The following is an 18,623-nucleotide window of genomic DNA, read 5'->3' on the forward strand; positions in this document are numbered from 1 at the left end:
GAGCCTGGCTGGATGAAGGGCGGGACGGGTGGGCGGGCCCGCAGGCGCCACAAGGCTTAGAATCACCTGCTGCACTCACCACGTTCGACCTCTGGAGCACCCATGACTGTTGCGCAGTTCTACCCGATCGGCACCCCCGGACAGCCCTGGGGCGATCCGGAACGCGCGCAGTGGCGGGCCCGCCAGCAACGCCAGCGCAGCTACCATGACGATGTGGTGGCGGCGCTGGAACGCCTGGACGAGCGTTTCGACGTGATCCAGTACGGGCAGCTCGATTACGCGCCGGACCACTATCCCCTGTTCGCCGTGGTCAACCACGACTGGAACCCGGCACTGCCGACGGCGCTGGTTACCGGCGGCGTGCATGGTTATGAGACCAGCGGCGTACACGGTGCCCTGCAGTTCCTGGAGCAGCAGGCCGAGCGCTACCTGGGGCGTCTGAACCTGATCGTGGCCCCCTGCGTGAGTCCGTGGGGCTATGAGCGCATCCAGCGCTGGAACCCCGCTGCCCTGGACCCGAACCGCAGCTTCCGCGACGGCGGCCTGATCGAGGAAGCCGCCTCGCTGATGCGCTGGGTGGCCGGGCGCAACGCCGACATCCGGGTGCACCTGGACCTGCACGAAACCACCGACAGCGACCTGCACGAGTTCGACCCGGCCCGTTGCGCCCGCGATGGCAAGCCCTTCGAGCGGGACACCATTCCCGATGGCTTCTACGTGATCGGCAACAGCGAAGACCCGCAACCGGCATTCCAGCAGTCGCTGATCGCCGCCGTGGCGCCGATCACCCATATCGCCCCGGCCGATGCCGAAGGCAACCTGGTCGGCCTGCCGTTGCAGTCACCGGGCGTGGTATGGGGTGAATCGCGCTCGATCGGGGCCTGCGCCGGGTTCACCGATGCGCGTTTTGCCACCACCACGGAGGTCTACCCGGACAGTCCACGTACCCACCCGCAGGAGTGCAACGACGCGCAGGTCGCGGCGGTCTGTGCGGGCCTGGATTTCGCCCTGGCGCACTGATCCCGACCGGGAATGCGACCGATCAGGATGACGCTGCTACGCGGCCATTACTCGGCGAAACTGGCGGTGTCCTTGCCTTGCCGCTTGGCGTGGTAGAGGGCTCGGTCGGCCAGTGCCAGCCAGTCCTCGACACTGCCGTGTCGCGGGCTCGCAGCGACTCCCATGCTGACACTGAAATCGCTCGCCGGTCCTGTCCGGCGTGCGTTCTCGTGCAGGCGTTGCCGGATGCGTGCCGCCATCTGCATGGCGTCTGACGCGGCGCAGTCGCGCAGCAGCACGACGAACTCATCCCCCCCGAGCCGTGCAGCTGTATCGGCCGGGCTGGCGAATTCGCGCAGTGTCGTGGCGATATGCCGCAGGACCTGATCGCCGGCACGATGCCCCTGCGAATCGTTGATCCGCTTGAAGTCATCCACGTCCAGCATCAACAGGCACGCCATGCCGCCGTGGCGCTGCGATTTGTCCAGCGCCTGCTGGGCACGGTGGATCAGGAAGCCCCGGTTGGCCAGCTCCACCAGCGGATCCATCCGGCTCAGCCGCCGCAGCTGCCGGTTCTGTGATTTGACCCGGCGCGCGAGTTGCCAGCTCAGGATGCTGAGGCCGATGCCGTACACGAACAGGAACGGCATGCTCAGCATGATGCTGCGTTGCGAGGTGGTCGGCTGGTAGGGGAAGCCCAGCGCGAACCAGACGAGTCCAAAACCCAGCACCAGCGCCAGCGTCGCCCGCAGCGCCAGCCGCACTCCCCCTGCTGCGATCTTGTCGGCCACCAGCAGGGCGGTGAACAGTGCGCTGGGCACGATGCTGAGGGCGATGAACGCGATCCACGCGCCGCCAAGGAAGGAATCGAGCACCATGCAGCGGAACTGGGTGGCGGCCGGCTCGGGGGAACGCCGGGTGAGGACCAGAGCGATCGTCGGCCATGCCAGCGCGTTGAGCAGCAGCAGCGTCCATGGCCACACACCATCCTGGCGTTCGAGCAGGATGGACGCCAGGGGCAGCGCCGCCAGGCTGCTGCCGACGAACCGCATCCAACCGATGCGCCGCGCCGCGCCGATACCCTCGACGGCCACCTCGGTCGAATCAGTGAAGTAGGGCATTGCCGATCCCCCCAAGATCGCACGACCAACGGCGCTCCACGGTGGAGCGCGCTCCAGCAGTCTGGCATTGCGACGTCAACGGCCCGTGCATGCTGCGGTCGCCGAGGTCAGCGCCGGATGGCAACACGGGGCCGCAGGCGCCGGGCGCCCGTTTGCTTCGGTCCGGAATCATCGAGGGCAGCGCGGCGGGCGTCTAAACCTTCTGCACCCCTGCCGCATCCAAGGCAGGCGGCAATCTGCCGTTGCCTCCACTGGAAGCCATCAATGCGCCAGTCCATACGCTCGTGGTACGTCGCCCTGGTTGCGGGGCTGCTTGTTCTTCCGCAGCCCCGCGCCGCGGCCGGGACGATCACCCTTCCTTTCGAGCAGGACAAGGATCATCGGATCTATGTGGAAGGGCGGATCAACCAGTCAGGACCGCTGCGCTTTCTTGTCGACACCGGCGCTGACGGACTGGCAGTCACGGTTGCCACCCGCAAGGCCGCGTCGATGCAGGTCGATGACCGCTCCGAGAACACCGGCTCCGATGGCGTGAGTTTCGTGGACTACAGTACCCACAACACGGTCGTCGTGGGAGACATGCGCCGGACGATGGGGGCGGCCGTGATCGACTACGGCAAGCGTCCGTTCGACGCCGTGCTTGGCTGGACATTCTTCGCGGGGCGCATCATCGAGATCGACTACGACCGCAAGCTGCTGCACGTGCACGACCGGTTGCCGGATCTGCACGGATACACCCGCGCGAACGTCCGCTGGATCGACAATACGCCCGCCATCGAAGTGCTTCTGCGTGAGGGTGGCTCGACACTTGCGGCCTGGCTGTTCGTGGACACCGGCAGCAACGGCGCCATCGATCTGGGTCATGCGTACAGCTCGCGCCACCGACTGCAGGAGGTGTTCACCCGCACGATCGGTACCTCACAGTTCAGCGGCTCGGCGGGCAGGAAGATCCGGGCCGTCGATGCACGGATCGCATCGGTCGATGTGGGCGGGCTGCGACTGGAACAGCCCAAGGTGTCGTTCACCATCGATGAGGATGGATCCAATGCCGACGGCACGCTGGGCAGCGAAACACTGCGCAACTTCAACATCCTGCTGGATACCGGAACCGGGCAGCTCCATCTGCGGCCAAACGGTAACGCGCGCGCGCTGCCGAACTAGCCCTTCAGCGCCCACCGCTGGACGCAGCAGCGGCAGGCAGCGCAGGAAGGGCTGACCCATCGCGCGTCTGCGCCCGATGGGTCAGCCAGGGCTGCGTTCACCGACGCAGCGCGTCGACGATCACGCCGGTGGCGATTTCAACAAGCAGATACTCGGTGTCGCTCTGGCGGACCCAGCGCTGGCCGCGGCCGGGATCACGCAGCCTGTAGCGTGCGTAGTCATCCACCCAGTAGCGACGATCCACTTCCGCCCACGGCAGATGATCGCCGCGCCGCCATGCCTTCTTCTGCCATCCTGGCGGCGGTGCGTCGCGATTGTGCGGCCCGCCTGCGTGCGGTGGGGGACCGTTTCCGCGGGCGTGGTGCGGCGGATCCGCCCAGGCCGGTGCGACGGCGAGCAGTGCCACCATCAGAGCAGGTACGACGTGTCGGGTCCTCATGGCATCCTCCTGTCAGTGACCGGTCCTGCCGGCCTGGTGAGGTGGACCATAGGTCAACGCCCGTGAACGGAATCATGCTGTCCGTTTCCCTGCCGAGGGGGTGGCGCCTGTTGGCGGCAGCGTCGAATCGAGGATGTCCAGCAGGGCACGCAGACGGTCCATGTGGCGCAGATCCTGGTGATAGCCCACCCAGATGCCCCGCGAAGGGGGCGTCCCGTGTGAGTCGATGCGCTGCAGTCCGGCGACCGCGTCACCCAACGCACGGGGCAGCACGGCGATGCCGGTACCGTGCAGGCACATCTGCGCCTGGACACTGCGACTGGTACTGGTGAATGCGCGCGGCGAACGCGGAAACCGCTGCAGCAACCATTCCACGTCGGGGAAGTGCGACTGCGCGGTGTTCATCAGGATGAGCCCGACCGAATCGGGGTCGTCCTGCAGCCGGGCGATGGTCGAGACCGAACCATACAGGCCGTAGGGCAGGGTCATCACGAGGCGCTGGACGATGTCCGGCTCACTGAACGGCACGATGCGGAACGCGACGTCGGCATCGCGGCGCGACAGGTCAAGCAGTCGATAGCTGGCGATCAGTTCCGGAACCACCGCCGGATGCCGGCGTACCAGTTCGGCGAGCACGGGCGTCAGCACGTGGCAGGCAAACCAGTCCGCGCTCGAAATGCGCAGAATGCCTTCCAGCCGGCCCGGGCTGCCTTCCAGGCGGCGCTCCATGGCCAGGGCGGAGCTCTCCATGGCCTCGGCCAGGGCCAGCACTGCATCACCGGCATCGGTCGTGACCAGCCCGTCCCGCGTCCGCCGCAGCAGGGGCTGCCGGGCATGCTGTTCAAGGGCCTTCAACCGGCGGCCTACCGTGGGATGGCTGACACCAAGGCGCCGGGCCGCCTCACCCAGAGACCCGCCCCGCACGATCGCCAGGAAGACACGGACATCACCCCATTCCATCATCATGCCCGTTCAAAAATGTACGGCAAATGTGCATCAGTGTCAGTCCACATACAAGTTTGAAAGGTCCAGCATGGGCCCCGGTCGCACTGACCGCCTCCCCCTGGAACTGGATCCGCTTGATATGAACACGCTGAAAGACAAGGTCGCGCTGGTCACCGGCGCTTCGAAGGGCATTGGCGCTGCGGTTGCCCGCCGCCTGGCGGCCGACGGCGCCAGCGTCGTCGTCAACTACGCCTCGAGCCGGGAGGGCGCCGAACGGGTCGTTGCCGATATCGAAGCCGCCGGTGGTCGGGCGCTGGCGGTGCGCGCCGACGTGCGTGACGCACGCGAGGTCGATGCACTGGTGGCCACGGCCCTGGATGCGTTCGGCAGGCTGGATGTGGTGGTGAACAACTCGGGCGTGTACCGGTTCGCGAAGATCGAGGACACCACCGAGGCGCTCTATCGCCACCAGTTCGACATCAATGTGCTGGGCCCGCTGCTGGTCACTGCCGCCACCGTTCCCCATCTACGGCCCGGTGCAAGCATCATCAACATCAGTTCATTCGTGACCCGCATCCTGCCGGTGGACAGCGCCATCTACACCGGTTCGAAGGGCGCGATGGACGCCATCACCGGCGTGTTGTCCAGGGAGCTTGGTCCGCGCGGTATCCGTGTCAATGCGGTCAATCCCGGCCTGATCGAGACCGAGGGCACACATGCTGCGGGTGTCGTCGATTCCGGGTTCCAGGCCTGGAATCTGGCGCAGACACCACTGGGCCGGACAGGCCAGGTACTGGACGTGGCGCCGATCGTTGCGTTTCTCGCCTCCGATGATGCGCGATGGATGAGCGGCGACACCCTGCTTGCCTCAGGCGGCATGCGCTGAGTGGGGGGGACGACATGAATCTACCGGCTGACGCTGCGGGCCCCGTGTCGCCCGATCCGCGCCGTTGGATGGCATTGGCTGTACTGCTGACAGGCACGCTGCTGCCGCCGCTCGACTTCTTCATCGTCAATGTCGCGTTGCCGGCCATCCGTGTCGATCTGCACGCGCCGCCGGATGTCTCGCAGCTGGTCATCTCGGTCTACGCCACGGCCTACGCGGTGACCCTGATCCTGGGAGGCCGGCTCGGCGACATCTACGGCAGGAAACGGGTGTTCATCGCAGGCATGCTGGGGTTTGGCCTGGCATCGGCGCTGTGCGGCCTGGCGCCTGCGGCTGAAGTGCTGGTGGCCGGACGGCTGCTGCAGGGGATGTCGGCCGCGCTGATGGCCCCGCAGTCATTGGCATCGATCCATGCCCTGTTCCCGGACAGCGAGAAGCGCCGTGCACTTGGCCTGTATGGCGCCACCTTCGGCCTCGCATCGGTGGGCGGGCAGCTGCTGGGAGGGGTGCTTGTGACAGCCGATCTGTGGGGGACAGGGTGGAGGAGCGTGTTCCTCATCAATCTTCCCATCATCGCAGCCGCGGTGCCGGCTGCATTCGTGCTGCTGCGTGAGTCGCACGCCCGCCAGGGAGCACGGCTGGACGCTGTCGGAGCGGTGGCGCTGGCGGCGTCGTTGCTGGCGCTGGTGGTACCGATCATCGAGGGCCGCCAGCGCCAGTGGCCGTGGTGGTGCGTAGGACTGCTGCTGGCAAGCGGCCCCCTGCTGCTGTTGTTCTGGAAGCATGAGCAGCGATGCGTGGGGCGTGGGCAGATGCCGCTGGTATTGCCATCGCTGCTGCAGATGCGCGGGTTGAGGCGCAGTCTGTCAGCGACATTCTTCTTCTACGCGCTGGCTGCGTTCTTTCTCGTCTTCGCGGTGTATCAGCAGTCCGCGCTGGGGCGCAGCAGCGCGTCGGCGGGGTTGGCGATCCTGCCGTTGGGGCTGGGTTTCCTTCTCGGGCCGCTGTGTGGTTCGGCGTTCCGGCGGCTGGCCGCACAGGGAGCATCGCATGGGATGGTGATGGAGGTTGCGGGCCTGCTGGCGGTCGCAACGCTCGCGCTGCTGGACATGCCGTCGTGGCTGCCGCTTCCGCTGTTTCTGATCGGCGCAGGACAGGGCATCGCGCTTCCGGCGCTGGTGAAGCAGAGCGTGGACCATGTGGATGCCCGCCACGCCGGGCTGGCCGCAGGCATCGTGAGTGCGACACTGCAGATCAGTGCGGCGCTGTCGGTGGCGTTGGTGGGCGGTGTGTTCTTCGCCGTCGCGCCTGACACGGCAACGCCCGCGGAGGTGCGCACCGCGTTCGTGGTGGCCTCGCTGGTGATCGCGGCATCCTTGGCGATTGCCGCCGGACTGGCTTGGCGACGCGGTTGAGACGGGGTCTTCACGCGACGTCCACGTCTTCCACCTGCAGCTGAAAGCCAATCGGAGAGTGTGCCGAAACGCCGCTATATTCCAGACACCCCAGACGAAGGAGGGAGTGGAATGATTCTTACCAATCAGCACCTGATGATGGCACGTACGCTCGGTGTGGCGATTGTCGCCACCGTAGGCCTTGGGGCCTGCGCCACCTACAAGGACGATTTCGCAACGATCAACTCGCGGCTCGACCAGCTTGATGTGAAGGTGCAGGGTGCGGCGCAGAGCGCCGAGTCGGCCAATCAGTCGGCGCAGCAGGCCAACCAGCGTCTGGATCAGATCGAAGGGCGCGTCCAGCAGCTTGAACGGGCACCTCGCCGCACCCCGCGCGGCTGACCGCCTGTAGCCTGCACATCCGAGTCAGGGGCCCAGTGGCCGCAGCGGCCACTGGTGTCCTCCTGTAACACAGCTTTCGAGGAATGCTCCCATCCATACCCACTCCTCCCTTGCGCGCCGTGCCCATCGCGCTGCTCTGGCAGTGGCGTTGGCGTTCCTGGTGGTTGGTGTCGTCAATGCGGAAGATGCCGTCGCGCCGCCGTCGGCCGCCGTTGATGAACTGCCACCCGGCCAGGATGTCTCCGAAACCGTGATCGAACTGGCGGGCTGGGTCGTGGCGTCCAAGGACAGCCAGGGCTATCCGTTCGCAGTCATGGACAAGGCTGCCGCGCAGATCCTGGTGTTCGGTGGCGACGGCCGGCTGCGCGGCGCGGCCCCTGCATTGTTCGGTTCAGCGACCGGCGACCACACCGCGCCCGGCGTTGCGGGTCTCGCCCTGCGTGCCATTCCGGGACGGGACCGCACCACGCCTGCAGGTCGCTTCGTGGGCGGCTACGGCCCTTCGATCGATGCAGGGCGGGTGCTGTGGGTGGACTACGAGTCCGCAGTCTCCATCCATCCGACCGCAACCGGCGTTCCAGCAGAGAGGCGTGTCGAGCGCCTGGCATCGCCGTCGCCGGACGACAACCGCGTCACCCACGGCTGCATCAACGTCTCGCCGGAGTTCTACGAACGCATCATCCGTTCCACCTTCGAGCGGGGCGGGGTGTTCTACATCCTGCCGGACGTGGACCCGATCGAGCAGACCTTCCCCGAGTTCGCACAGAGCCGCGCGGCTGCGCAGCACAACGGCGGCAAGCGCACACGATCTGCCCGCAGGTAGACGCTCCACCGCCGGCCCGGTGGGCGGCGCGGTCAGCCTGGCGCGCATCCATCCGGACACTGGCTGCGGCTCTTCCTGTTGCCCGGCAGCGTGCACCCGCTGCCGGAAATCGTTCATGATGGGCCCAGTCACACTCCCGTGGCAGCGCAGGCCGCATGCTGTGATGCGCCGACATCACGCGGCAACAGGCAGGACGGTGGAGCAAGAAGGTGGACCAGCCATGAGCCAACTCACCGACGGTTTCGGACGCAGCTTTCCGTACCTACGCCTGTCGTTGACCGAAGCCTGCAACTTCCGTTGTGGCTATTGCCTGCCGGAGGGGTACCAGGCCGATGGCCGCCCGCGCTTCCTGCAGGTCGAGGAGATCAGCCGCCTGGTCCGCGCCTTCGCGGCGCTGGGCATGAGCAAGATCCGGCTGACCGGTGGCGAGCCCAGCCTGCGCAAGGATCTTGATGACATCATTGCGGCGGTGGCGGCGGTGCCGGGTATCGGCAAAGTGGCCATCACCACCAACGGCACGCAGTTGCCGCGTCGCCTGCCGGGTTGGCACCGCGCCGGCCTGACGGCGCTGAACGTCAGCGTGGACAGTCTGCGGCGCGAACGCTTTGCTGCGATCACCGGGCATGACCGCCTGCCGGAGATCGAGCAGGGCCTGGCCCTGGCGCAGGCGCTGGGCCTGCCGTCGATCAAGCTCAACGCGGTGCTGCTGCGCGGCCTCAACGACGATGAGCTGCCGCAGTGGATGGCGTACCTGCGCGACCGTCCCTTCAGCGTGCGCTTCATCGAACTGATGCGCACCGGCGACAACGAAGCCTATTTCCAGCAGCATCACCTGCGTGCCGACGGGGTGATCGATCAGTTGCTGGCTGCCGGCTGGCGCGAGCGTGCACGGGCGGCCGATGCCGGCCCGGCGCGCGAGTTCGGCCACCCGGACCATCGCGGCAGCATCGGCATCATCGCGCCGTACTCGCGCGATTTCTGCAAGGGCTGCAACCGCTTGCGGGTAACAGCCAGGGGAGACCTGCGGCTGTGCCTGTTCGGCGACTTCGGCGTGCCGCTGCGCGCGCTGCTGCAGCACGATGACGACCATGACGCGCTGCTGGCGCGCATCACCACCCAGCTTGGCCTGAAAGCGGCCGGGCATGGCCTGCACCAGGGCCGGACCGGGCTGACCCCGCACCTGGCTTCCATCGGAGGATGAGCAGCACGATGAGTGGGGAACTGAACGCGGCATTCCATATGGCCGATGTCCGCAACAAGCGCATCAGTCGCCGGCGGGCGGTGGCGGTGGGCGAACTGCATGCCGGTCCGCTGGCGTACCCGTTGATCGTCGAGCGCCGCCTGCCGAAGGGCGATGCGCTGGTCATGGCCGAGATCGCCGGCCTGCAGGGGGCGAAGATGGCGTCGATGCTGATGCCACTGTGCCATCCGCTGCCGCTGGAGCTGGTGCAGGTGTTCTGCGCGCCGGTGCCGGAACGGCACGCCATCCGGGTCTGGTGCGAGTGTGCCAGCGAGGCGCGTACCGGTGTGGAAATGGAAGCGCTGGCCGGCGTCAACGCGGCGCTGCTGACCCTGTACGACCTGAGCAAGCCGGTGGAACCGGCGCTGCGCATCGAAGGTATCCGCCTGCTGTTCAAGGAAGGTGGCAAGCGCGGCCTGTGGCTGCATCCTGATGGCATGGATGATGCCGAGCGCGCGCGCTTCAGACCGCGTGCGCCGAAGGGCCTGGAAGGCGCGGCCTGCGCGGTGATCACCCTGAGCGACCGTGCCAGCGCAGGTACTTATGAGGATGTTTCTGGCCCGACCCTGGTGGCCGGCCTGAACAGGCTGGGCGGCGAGGTGGTGGCTGCCGACGTGCTGCCCGATGGCATCGAGCCGTTGGCGGATCGCCTTCAGGCATTGGCCGCCGATGGCGTGCGCCTGTGCCTGTGCACTGGCGGTACCGGTCTGGGCCCGCGTGACCTCACCCCGGAGGCGCTGCGTTCGTTGAACGCGCGGCCGGTGCATGGGCTGGCGCAGATGGTCCGGGCGCTGAGCGCGCAGCACATGCCGATGGCCTGGCTGAGCCGCGCCGAGGTGGTGCAACTGGGCAGCATGCTGGTGTTCGCGCTGCCCGGCAGCCCGAAGGCGGCAGCGCAGTGCCTGGACATCCTGGCGCCGGTGCTGGGCCACGCCCTGGCGATGGTCGACGGTGGTGACCACGCGTGATTCTCTACAGTGAAGCACTGCAGCACCTGCTGGAGGCGGCCACGCCGCTTCCCGCCGAGCGTCTGCCCCTGCAGGAGGCCGCAGGCCGCACCCTGGCCAGTGACATCCACAGCGCGCAGGCATTGCCGCCGTTCGACAATTCGGCAATGGACGGTTTTGCGCTGCGCGCCAACGGGGTGGCGTTCGAGTCGGGTACCGAATTCACGGTGCAGGGCTGGCAGGCGGCGGGTGATGGCGATGCCGAAGGCGGCGAGGGCGCCTGGGAGATCATGACCGGCGCGCGCATGCCGGGCGGCCTGGACACGGTGGTACCGATCGAGAACGTGCAGATCCTCGCCAGCGAAGCGGGCCGTCCGACCCGGATCGCGCTGAAGAGCGTGGTCAGGCCGGGCCAGAACGTACGCCTGCGGGGCGAGGACGTAGCCGAAGGCGAATGCGTGCTGCGGGCGGGACAGAGGGTGGATATCAACGCACGGACCCTGCTGCACGCCCTTGGCGTTGGCGAGGTGGTGGTGATGTCGCGACCGGCGGTGGCGGTGATTGCCACCGGCAAGGAGCTGGTGAGCGAGGCGACGCAGGCGCTGGAGTCCGGGCAGATCCGTGACAGCAACCGCCCCTACCTGGTCGGGCGGCTGCACGCGGCCGGAGCTGAGGTGGTGTGGCAGGGCACCGTCGGTGATGATGTGGCCGCGTTCGATGCAGCGCTGGACCAGGCACTGGCGGCCGGTGCGCGGGTACTGGTCAGTACCGGTGCGGTCTCTGCGGGCCGTTACGACTTCGTGCCCGACGCACTGCGCGCGCGCGGGGCGCGAATCGTGTTCCACAAAGTGGCGATCCGTCCGGGAAAGCCGCTGCTGTTTGCGGTACTGCCCGACGGTGCGCTGTATTTCGGCCTGCCGGGCAACCCGGTGTCGGCGGCAGTGGGGCAGCGGTTCTTTGTCGAGCCTGTACTGCGCCGGCTGCTGGGGTTGGCGCAGGAACCGGTGCTGCGGCTTCCCCTGCAGGCGATGGTGCGCAAGCCGCCCGGCCTGCGCGTCCACGCCCGTGCGCGGGTGGAGCTGGACGAGCAGGGCCAGCTGAGTGCGCGGGTGCTGTCCGGACAGGAATCGTTCCGTCTGATGTCCATGGTGCAGGCCAACGCCTGGGTGGTACTGGAGGACGAGGGCGATCTGGTTCCGGCCGGCAGCGCGGTGCGCGTACAGGGCTGGGGCCACGCCGACCCGGTGCAGCTGACGGGCAGGGAGTGGGAATGAAACAGGTGACGTTGCAGTTGTTCGGTGCGTTCTCCGATCTGGATGAGCGTCGGGAGATCACGCTGGAGGTGTCGGGTGCGACCGTGGCCGACCTGCGCCAGGCGCTGCGCGAGCTGCTGCCGGTGCGTTGGCCCGGTTTCCGTGCTGGCCTGCTGGACTATTCGGCCTTCGCCGACCAGCAGCGCGTGCTGCGCGATCACGATGTGCTGCCGGAGGATGGCCGCGTGGCCATCCTGCCGCCGGTGAGCGGGGGCTGAGCGATGGACGCGAAGCCGATTGCGAAGGTGGTGGACCGGGCGCACGGGGCGATCGACCCGGCAGAAGGGATCGCCGCGGTGTCCGACCCGGGTTTCGGCGGTATCGACGTGTTCATCGGCAAGGTACGTGACGTGAACGTCGGTCGGGTGGTCACGGGCATCACCTACGATCTGTTCGAGCCGCTGGTGCTGAACGAAATCCAGCGCCTGGCGGCCGAGGTGGAGGCGGCGTTCGGGCCGCGCCTGAAGCTGTATGTGGCGCATGCCAGGGGGCGGCTGGGCATCGGCGATGTGGCCGTGGTGGTGGCCGCCGGCAGCCCGCACCGGGACGAAGCATTCCGCGCGTGCCGGCAGCTGATCGAGGCAGTGAAGCACCAGTGCCCGATCTGGAAGCAGGAACACTACGAGGATGGCGACAGCGCCTGGAGCGAGGGCTGCAGCCTGTGCCATGTGGACAGCACGCCCGCACATGGCCATGACCACGAGCACGGCCATTGACGGCATCGTGCTGGCTGGAGGCCTGTCCAGCCGCATGGGCCGCGATAAGGCGCTGCTGCCCTGGCGCGGGCGCACCCTGCTTGAGCACATGCGTGACGTGTTGATCGCGGCCGGTGCGCAGCGGGTGTGGGTGAGCGGTGACTATCCGGCCTTCGATGGCATTCCCGACCAGGTCGCGCGCTGCGGCCCGCTGGGCGGGCTTTACAGCGTGTCCCTGGCCATGCCCGATACCGTTGCGTGGGTGGTGCCGGTGGACATGCCCAGCTTGACCGGCGCCCTGCTGCATCGGCTGCACGGGGTGCCTTCCGCCTGCAGCGTGTTCTCCGGCGAGCCATTGCCGATGTGTCTGCAGATCAATGATCATTGCCGGCGGGCCCTGCGGACCTTGATCGAAGATCCACAGGCGCGGCGTTCGCTGCGTGCCCTGCAGGAGCGGCTGGCGGCGACGGCGTTGCCGCTGCCTGAGAATGAGCGTGCCTTGCTGTTCAACTGCAATACCGGGGCCGACTGGGAGTCCATCGCAACATGAAAGTCCAGCTGCAGCGGCAATCCATGCGCCTGCGTGTCGATGAAGAGGAACTGGCAGCACTGCTGGCCGGCGACTCGCTGGAGAACCTGACCCGGTTTGGTGGCACGGGCGGGTGGGGAACCGCGTTGTCGCTGCATGGGGGCGACCAGGCGGTGCTGCTGGACGGTGGCACGGTCTGCCGGCTGGTGCTGCCGCGCGATGCAGTGCAGGGGCTGGCAGCACGACTGCCGTCGCGTGAGGGTCTGGAATTTTCCATCGCGCTGGATGATGACAGTTCGTTGCAGCTTCAGTTCGACGTGGATGTGCGCGACAGCATGCGCCAGCGCGGCCATCAGCGGCGGGGGCAGCATCCGCCGCCGTGAGACCGGCCGTGGCACGCCTGCCGTATGATGAAGGCCTTCATCCAGGCATTCCGTGATGTTCTCCACTCCGTCCCCACAGGTTCGCCAGGGCGCGGCGACGCCGAACCCCGCCGCTGCCGATGACGGCGACGCGCTGCACTTCTGCAGTACCTGTGCATTCTCCGATGCCTGCATGTCGCAGGGGTATGACAAGGCCGCGCTGGGCGAACTGCATGTGCTGGTCGACCATGTCGGCCCGTTCCACGCGGGCGACTACATCTTCCGCGCCGGCGAGCCGTTCGATTCGATCGCGGCGGTGCGTGCCGGCATGGTCAAGACGTTTGTCGATGACAGCCAGGGCAACGAGCAGGTGCTCGGTTTCAGTCTGCCCGGTGAGGTGATCGGCCTGAACGCGATCCACGAGGCACGCTTTCCCTGCAATGCCGTGGCGCTGGATACCGTGTACCTGTGCCGGATCTCATTCCCCAGGCTGAGCCTGCTGGCCACCCGCATGCCGGGCCTGCAGGCGCGGCTGTTCAGCCTGCTCAGTGCGGAGATCGGCAAGGTCGCCCTGCTGGCGGCCAACCATCGCACCGAAGAGCGGATGGCCGCGTTCCTGCTGGACTTGTCCGAGCGCTACGCACGCCGCGGGTTCTCCGCCACCCGGTTCAACCTGACGATGGCACGCACCGAGATCGCCAATTACCTGCGGATGGCACCGGAAACCGCCAGCCGCGTGCTGCGCCGGCTGAGCGATGATGGGATCATCGCGGTCAGGCAGCGGGAGATCCTGTTGTTGCAGCCCGAGCGCCTGGCATTGCTGGCATCGGCCGATGAATCCGATCCGAACTGAATCTGGCCGGGAGCCGAAGATGATGCGAGCGGGACTGATGTTGCTGGGGATGCTGGCGTCGCTGCCGGCGTACGCAGCCGGGCTGACGGTATCGGCGGCGTCGAGCCTGACCGAGAGCTTCCGTGAACTCGGTGCCGCCTATGAGAAGGCCCACCCCGGCGCCCGGGTCGATTTCAACTTCGCCGCCTCCGGCGTGCTGCTGCAGCAGATCAGCCGGGGCGCACCGGTCGATGTGTTTGCTTCGGCCGACGAAGTCACCATGGATCAGGCACAGCGGCAGGGCCTGCTGGCTGCCGGTACCCGCGAGGTGTTCGCGGTGAACGCGCTGTGGGTGGTGGTGCCGCCGCAGACCCGGGGCGGGCCGCGTAGCCTGAAGGATCTCGCGGGTGCCGACGTGCGGCGCCTCGCGCTGGGCAACCCGGACAGCGTGCCGGTCGGCCGCTATGCCAAGGGTGCGCTGGAAGCGGCGGACCTGTGGCCGTCGGTGCAGAGCAGGATCGTCACCACGCAGAACGTGCGCCAGTCGCTGGATTACGTGGCGCGGGGCGAAGTGGACGCCGGTTTCGTCTACGCCACCGACGCACAGGCCATGGCCGGCCGCGTGCGTCGTGCCTTCGCAGTGCCGGTGTCCGGACGCATCGCCTATCCGCTGGCGGTGACCCGGGCCAGCACGCAGCCAGCCGAAGCCAGGCGCTTCGCCACCTTCGTGCGGTCGGCACAAGGTCAGGCGATCCTGGCCAGGCACGGGTTCGGCAAGCCCTGACGGATGGACCTGGACTGGAGCGCGCTGGGGTTGTCGCTGAAGGTCGCCGGCTGGGCCACGGCGATCAATCTGGTGCTGGGCGTTGGATTGGGGGCGTTGCTGGCGCGTCGGCGCTTCCCCGGCCGCGAACTGCTGGATTCGCTGCTGACCCTGCCGATGGTGCTGCCGCCGACGGTGCTCGGTTATTACCTGCTGGTGCTGATAGGGCGCAACGGCCCCATCGGCGCGTGGTTGCAGTCGTGGTTCGGCATCAACCTGATCTTTACCTGGCAGGCGGCGGTGGTCGCCGCGGCAGTGGCTTCGCTGCCGCTGGTGTTCAAGCCGGCACGCGCGGCGTTCGAGGATGTGGACGGGCAGCTGGAGCAGGCCGCGCGCACGCTCGGCGTGTCGGAGGCGGCGGTGTTCTTCCGCATCACGCTGCCGCTGGCCTGGCGCGGCATTCTCGCCGGCCTCCTGCTGGCGTTTGCCCGGGCGATGGGTGAGTTCGGCGCGACGCTGATGGTGGCCGGCAGCATCCCGGGTCGTACGCAGACGCTGTCGATCGCCATCTACGAGGCGGTGCAGGCAGGGCAGGACGGCAGGGCCAATGCGCTGGTGATCCTGACGTCGGTAGTGTGCATCGTCATCCTGCTGCTGGCGGCACGCCTGGTGGGCGGGCATCGCAGGGAGCTGCGCGATGTGGCTTGACCTGAAGGTGCAGCGCCGGATGCAGGCAGCGGGCCAGGTCTTCGAACTGGACGTCACGCTGCAGTGCACGCAGCGCCAGGTGGTGGTGTTCGGCCCGTCCGGGGCAGGCAAAAGCCTGACGCTCAAGGCCGTGGCCGGACTACTGCGTCCCGGACAGGGCCATGTGACGCTGCAGGGGCAGGTGCTGTTCGATTCCCACGCGCGGGTCGACTTGCCACCGCAGCGGCGTCGCCTGGGGTACGTGTTCCAGGACTACGCGCTGTTTCCCCACCTGAGCGTGCGCCAGAACGTGGCGTTCGGGCTGCAGCGGAGCTGGTTCAATCCACGCCGTGGCCAGCGCTTCGACGTCGTCGAGCAGTGGCTGCAGGCGTTCCGTATCGACCACGTGGGGGATCTGCTGCCGTCGCAGATCTCCGGCGGCCAGCGTCAGCGTACGGCCCTGGCGCGGGTCATGGTGACCCAACCGCAGGCATTGCTGCTGGACGAGCCGTTCGCTGCACTGGACCACGACCTGCGCCAGCACCTGCGCGAGGAGCTGGCGGCGGTGCTGGACAGTACCGGCATTCCGCTGCTGCTGATCAGCCACGATCCTCAGGATGCCGTTGTCTTCGGCCAGCAGGTCGCGCACATGGCGGACGGCCGGGTCGTCGGCGATTGATGCATGCGCTCGTGCCGGGCCACGGCCGGCCGAATCGATGCAGGGTCAGTACAGCTCGCAGTGAATGCGGCCCTCCCCGCGCAGCAGGTCCCAATGCCCCTGGCCGCCAATGGCGTCGATGGCCTCGCGCACCGCGTCTTCCAGGTGGCGCTTGTTGCCGCACAGGTACAGGTGCCCGCCGCGGGACAACACCTGCCTTACTTCGCGGGCGCGCTGCCGCAGCACATGCTGCACATACACCTTTTCGGTTCCGTCACGCGAGAAGGCAGGATGCAGGCCGGCGAGCACGCCGCGCGCATGCCAGTCCTGCAGCTGCTCGCGATAGAGGTAATCGTGTTCGCAATGCTTCTCGCCGAACACAAGATGCAGTTCGCGTCCGCAGCCATTGGCCTGCACCTGCTGCACCAGGCCGATCAGCGGCGCGATGCCGGTGCCGGTGCCGATCAGCAGCAGGGGCGCGCTGCCGGTGTCGGCCAGATGGAAGCCTGGATTGGAGCGGCAGTACACGCGGGCGTGGCTGCCCCCCCGCAGCAGGCTGCCGGTGGCGGTACCGGAACGCTCGCGGCCGCGCAGGGTGTAGCGCACTTCGCGTATGCACAGGCTCAGCTGGCCGTTGCCGGGATGCGAGGCGATCGAGTAGGCCCGTGGCAGGCGCGCTGACAGGATGTCGCGCAGCCTGGCCAGCGGCACGCGGTCCGGGCTGGCGTGGTCCTGCAGGATATCCAGCACGTCCAGACCGTGCAGGTAGGCATCCAGCTCGCGCTTCTGGCTGACCTTCAGCAGCGACTTCAACCGCTCGCTGTCGCCCAGCCTGGCAAGCTCGCGCAGCACGCCCCTGCCCAGCAGCCGCAGTTCGCGGTCCTGCAGCATGGCGATGGCCGCATTGTCGCCGTACCAGGTGGCAAGGGCCTGCAGCAGTGCAGGGTCGTGGTCCGGCAGCACGTGCACCGTGTCGCCGGCGCGGTAGACCATGCCACTGCCGGCAATATCCAGCTGCAGGTGCCACGCGGCCGGATCACTGCTGTTGACGCGGTGGCGCTCGACGATGGGCGCGGCGAAGGCATTGTCGTCACCGTAGGCGGTAACCTGCAGGTGCAGGTCCTGGCCGGCGGCGGCATCGCCCTCGAGCACCTGGCGGAGCACCGGCTGCCACTGCTGGAAGAACCGTTCATAGCCGAGGTCGGCGTCGACCCGCCGCAGCAGCGGCTGCGCTTGGCGTTCGCTCAGCGCCGCGTCCAGCGCTCGGGTGAAGCCGCAGAATCGAGGGTAGCCGGTGTCGCCCAGGCCGAACACCGCGTAGCGCAGGCCGGGCAGCGACCCGGTCTGGCACACGCTCTGGAAGAAGCGTTCGCCGTTCGCGGGCGGCTCGCCGTCGCCGAACGAACTGGAGATCGCCAGCAGCACATCGCCCTGGCCCAGGCTGGCAACGTCAATGTCGTTGAACGGCAGCACCTGCGGCGCGAGCGCTTGCAGGCCAGGGTCCGCGCCCAGGCGCTGGGCCAGGGCGCGGGCATTGCCCGATTCGGAGGCGAAACCCACCAGCAGGCGGCGAACCGGTGTGGCAGCGATGGTGTTCACGCGGCCTCGTAGAAGTCGTCGAATTTCTCCTTGCTGAACTCGACCTGCTCGAAGTCCTGCATCAGGTCGTTCACCACGCGGCGGATGCTGATGTACGCGGTGATGTTGCCTTCGGCGTCGAACAGCGGCTGCACGGTGGTGTCGACCACATAGAGCACGCCACCCTTGCCCAGGTTCGGCACGATGCCGGTCCAGATGCCGCCGGCTCTGATCGTGTCCCACATGTCCTTGTAGACGGCCTTGGGCACATCCGGGTGGCGCACGATGCTGTGCGGCTGGCCGATCAGTTCTTCACGTGCGAAGCCGGTGAGCGTGCAGAACAGATCATTGGCGTAGGTGATGTTGCCCTGCAGGTCAGTGGTAGAGATCACCATGACCTTCTGCAGGGCGTTCAGGAGCTGGCTGTTGTCGGGGGTGTCGTGCATTGCAGGGTCCTTGTGGCTGCCGGAAACGCCGGCATGTTCGGGGCCTGCATAGAGATACCCCCGCGTGGCGGCGGCTGGTTTGACATTGGTCAAGGGGGAGGCAGGGACCGCCTGCGACGGGATGTCGCATATGGCACCCAACCGACCGCCAACACCCAGGCCACGGGTAGCGCGCTCACGGCATCCAGGTGGATGTCCCGTCCGGGAGGCATCGATGGGCGTGATGAACGCGGCATGCGTACTCAGCTCATGACGCGTTGTCACAAAGAAATCGCCAGGGCTTCACGGCCGATTGATCGCATGCGGGGCTATTGTCCTTTCTGAGCCTCTCGCTGACGTCCCCCACGTTCTGCGTCGACTTCCCTCTCCGCTTCAGCGCCCCTCAGGGCGCCGCTGGCGTCCG

At 67.5% G+C, this 18,623-nt stretch carries 22 protein-coding genes; 17 read left to right on the plus strand and 5 right to left on the minus strand.

Annotation, left to right across the window (positions count from 1 at the left end; translation table 11 throughout):
• Positions 1–102: 102 nt before the first annotated feature.
• Complete coding sequence (locus ABE543_RS00530) at positions 103–1,020, plus strand: M14 family metallocarboxypeptidase (RefSeq protein WP_346475110.1); 918 nt, start codon at positions 103–105, stop codon at positions 1,018–1,020.
• A gap of 47 nt (positions 1,021–1,067) precedes the next feature.
• Here ABE543_RS00530 and ABE543_RS00535 read toward each other — a convergent pair whose 3' ends face one another.
• Positions 1,068–2,120, minus strand: a complete 1,053-nt coding sequence (locus ABE543_RS00535; protein ID WP_128988296.1) for a sensor domain-containing diguanylate cyclase — start codon at positions 2,118–2,120, stop codon at positions 1,068–1,070.
• Between the two features lie 264 nt (positions 2,121–2,384).
• Between ABE543_RS00535 and ABE543_RS00540 the strand changes: the two genes are divergently transcribed.
• Positions 2,385–3,281, plus strand: a complete 897-nt coding sequence (locus tag ABE543_RS00540) for a retropepsin-like aspartic protease (RefSeq protein WP_346475111.1) — start codon at positions 2,385–2,387, stop codon at positions 3,279–3,281.
• 97 nt (positions 3,282–3,378) lie between these two features.
• Here ABE543_RS00540 and ABE543_RS00545 read toward each other — a convergent pair whose 3' ends face one another.
• Both ABE543_RS00545 and ABE543_RS00550 read right to left on the minus strand, forming a co-directional pair.
• Positions 3,379–3,720 carry an RcnB family protein gene (locus ABE543_RS00545; RefSeq protein WP_053519774.1) on the minus strand — a complete coding sequence of 114 codons (342 nt, stop codon included), beginning with the start codon at positions 3,718–3,720 and terminating at the stop codon, positions 3,379–3,381.
• Positions 3,721–3,792: 72 nt separating this feature from the next.
• Positions 3,793–4,686, minus strand: a complete 894-nt coding sequence (locus ABE543_RS00550; protein ID WP_346475112.1) for a LysR family transcriptional regulator — start codon at positions 4,684–4,686, stop codon at positions 3,793–3,795.
• 118 nt (positions 4,687–4,804) lie between these two features.
• Here ABE543_RS00550 and ABE543_RS00555 point away from each other — a divergent pair, with 118 nt between their 5' ends.
• The 15 genes from ABE543_RS00555 (at position 4,805) to ABE543_RS00625 (ending at position 16,217) form a co-directional block, all read left to right on the plus strand.
• Positions 4,805–5,551, plus strand: a complete 747-nt coding sequence (locus ABE543_RS00555; RefSeq protein ID WP_065183016.1) for a glucose 1-dehydrogenase — start codon at positions 4,805–4,807, stop codon at positions 5,549–5,551.
• A gap of 68 nt (positions 5,552–5,619) precedes the next feature.
• A complete protein-coding gene (locus tag ABE543_RS00560; protein ID WP_346475113.1) occupies positions 5,620–6,966 on the plus strand; it encodes an MFS transporter in 1,347 nt (448 codons plus the stop codon).
• Between the two features lie 111 nt (positions 6,967–7,077).
• Positions 7,078–7,347 carry a hypothetical protein gene (locus ABE543_RS00565; RefSeq protein ID WP_197571129.1) on the plus strand — a complete coding sequence of 90 codons (270 nt, stop codon included), beginning with the start codon at positions 7,078–7,080 and terminating at the stop codon, positions 7,345–7,347.
• Between the two features lie 142 nt (positions 7,348–7,489).
• Complete coding sequence (locus tag ABE543_RS00570) at positions 7,490–8,170, plus strand: L,D-transpeptidase (protein ID WP_263174503.1); 681 nt, start codon at positions 7,490–7,492, stop codon at positions 8,168–8,170.
• A 220-nt stretch (positions 8,171–8,390) separates the two neighbouring features.
• Positions 8,391–9,371 carry a GTP 3',8-cyclase MoaA gene (gene moaA / locus ABE543_RS00575; protein ID WP_128988285.1) on the plus strand — a complete coding sequence of 327 codons (981 nt, stop codon included), beginning with the start codon at positions 8,391–8,393 and terminating at the stop codon, positions 9,369–9,371.
• Positions 9,372–9,379: 8 nt separating this feature from the next.
• On the plus strand, positions 9,380–10,378 hold the full coding sequence (gene moaCB, locus ABE543_RS00580) for a bifunctional molybdenum cofactor biosynthesis protein MoaC/MoaB (protein WP_346475114.1): 999 nt from the start codon (positions 9,380–9,382) through the stop codon (positions 10,376–10,378).
• Positions 10,375–11,631 (plus strand): gephyrin-like molybdotransferase Glp, encoded by a 1,257-nt coding sequence (glp, locus tag ABE543_RS00585; protein WP_128988281.1) that lies wholly within the window; start codon positions 10,375–10,377, stop codon positions 11,629–11,631. Before moaCB ends, glp begins: the two co-directional genes overlap by 4 nt.
• Complete coding sequence (locus tag ABE543_RS00590; RefSeq protein WP_164152877.1) at positions 11,628–11,888, plus strand: MoaD/ThiS family protein; 261 nt, start codon at positions 11,628–11,630, stop codon at positions 11,886–11,888. The genes glp and ABE543_RS00590 overlap by 4 nt, the downstream gene beginning before the upstream one ends.
• 3 nt (positions 11,889–11,891) lie before the next feature.
• On the plus strand, positions 11,892–12,386 hold the full coding sequence (locus ABE543_RS00595; RefSeq protein ID WP_197571126.1) for a molybdenum cofactor biosynthesis protein MoaE: 495 nt from the start codon (positions 11,892–11,894) through the stop codon (positions 12,384–12,386).
• Positions 12,364–12,915, plus strand: a complete 552-nt coding sequence (locus tag ABE543_RS00600; protein WP_229765869.1) for a molybdenum cofactor guanylyltransferase — start codon at positions 12,364–12,366, stop codon at positions 12,913–12,915. The genes ABE543_RS00595 and ABE543_RS00600 overlap by 23 nt, the downstream gene beginning before the upstream one ends.
• Positions 12,912–13,277, plus strand: coding sequence for a hypothetical protein (locus ABE543_RS00605; protein ID WP_197571124.1), 366 nt, complete (start codon positions 12,912–12,914; stop codon positions 13,275–13,277). The genes ABE543_RS00600 and ABE543_RS00605 overlap by 4 nt, the downstream gene beginning before the upstream one ends.
• Positions 13,278–13,332: 55 nt before the next feature.
• Positions 13,333–14,109 carry a helix-turn-helix domain-containing protein gene (locus tag ABE543_RS00610; protein WP_197571123.1) on the plus strand — a complete coding sequence of 259 codons (777 nt, stop codon included), beginning with the start codon at positions 13,333–13,335 and terminating at the stop codon, positions 14,107–14,109.
• 19 nt (positions 14,110–14,128) lie between these two features.
• Positions 14,129–14,872 carry a molybdate ABC transporter substrate-binding protein gene (gene modA / locus ABE543_RS00615; protein WP_263174491.1) on the plus strand — a complete coding sequence of 248 codons (744 nt, stop codon included), beginning with the start codon at positions 14,129–14,131 and terminating at the stop codon, positions 14,870–14,872.
• A gap of 3 nt (positions 14,873–14,875) precedes the next feature.
• A complete protein-coding gene (gene modB, locus ABE543_RS00620; RefSeq protein ID WP_065176130.1) occupies positions 14,876–15,559 on the plus strand; it encodes a molybdate ABC transporter permease subunit in 684 nt (227 codons plus the stop codon).
• Positions 15,549–16,217 (plus strand): ATP-binding cassette domain-containing protein, encoded by a 669-nt coding sequence (locus ABE543_RS00625; protein WP_065183005.1) that lies wholly within the window; start codon positions 15,549–15,551, stop codon positions 16,215–16,217. Before modB ends, ABE543_RS00625 begins: the two co-directional genes overlap by 11 nt.
• Positions 16,218–16,262: 45 nt before the next feature.
• Here the strand turns inward: ABE543_RS00625 and ABE543_RS00630 are convergent, their stop codons facing one another.
• Together ABE543_RS00630 and ABE543_RS00635 are read right to left on the minus strand one after the other, a co-directional pair.
• Positions 16,263–17,795 (minus strand): sulfite reductase flavoprotein subunit alpha, encoded by a 1,533-nt coding sequence (locus tag ABE543_RS00630; protein WP_164152873.1) that lies wholly within the window; start codon positions 17,793–17,795, stop codon positions 16,263–16,265.
• Positions 17,792–18,220 (minus strand): PAS sensor domain-containing protein, encoded by a 429-nt coding sequence (locus tag ABE543_RS00635; protein WP_053519756.1) that lies wholly within the window; start codon positions 18,218–18,220, stop codon positions 17,792–17,794. Before ABE543_RS00635 ends, ABE543_RS00630 begins: the two co-directional genes overlap by 4 nt.
• Positions 18,221–18,623: the final 403 nt, after the last annotated feature.

Origin of the sequence: Stenotrophomonas sp. TWI169 (genome assembly GCF_039674705.1) — a bacterium.
GTDB lineage: Bacteria > Pseudomonadota > Gammaproteobacteria > Xanthomonadales > Xanthomonadaceae > Stenotrophomonas > Stenotrophomonas maltophilia_P.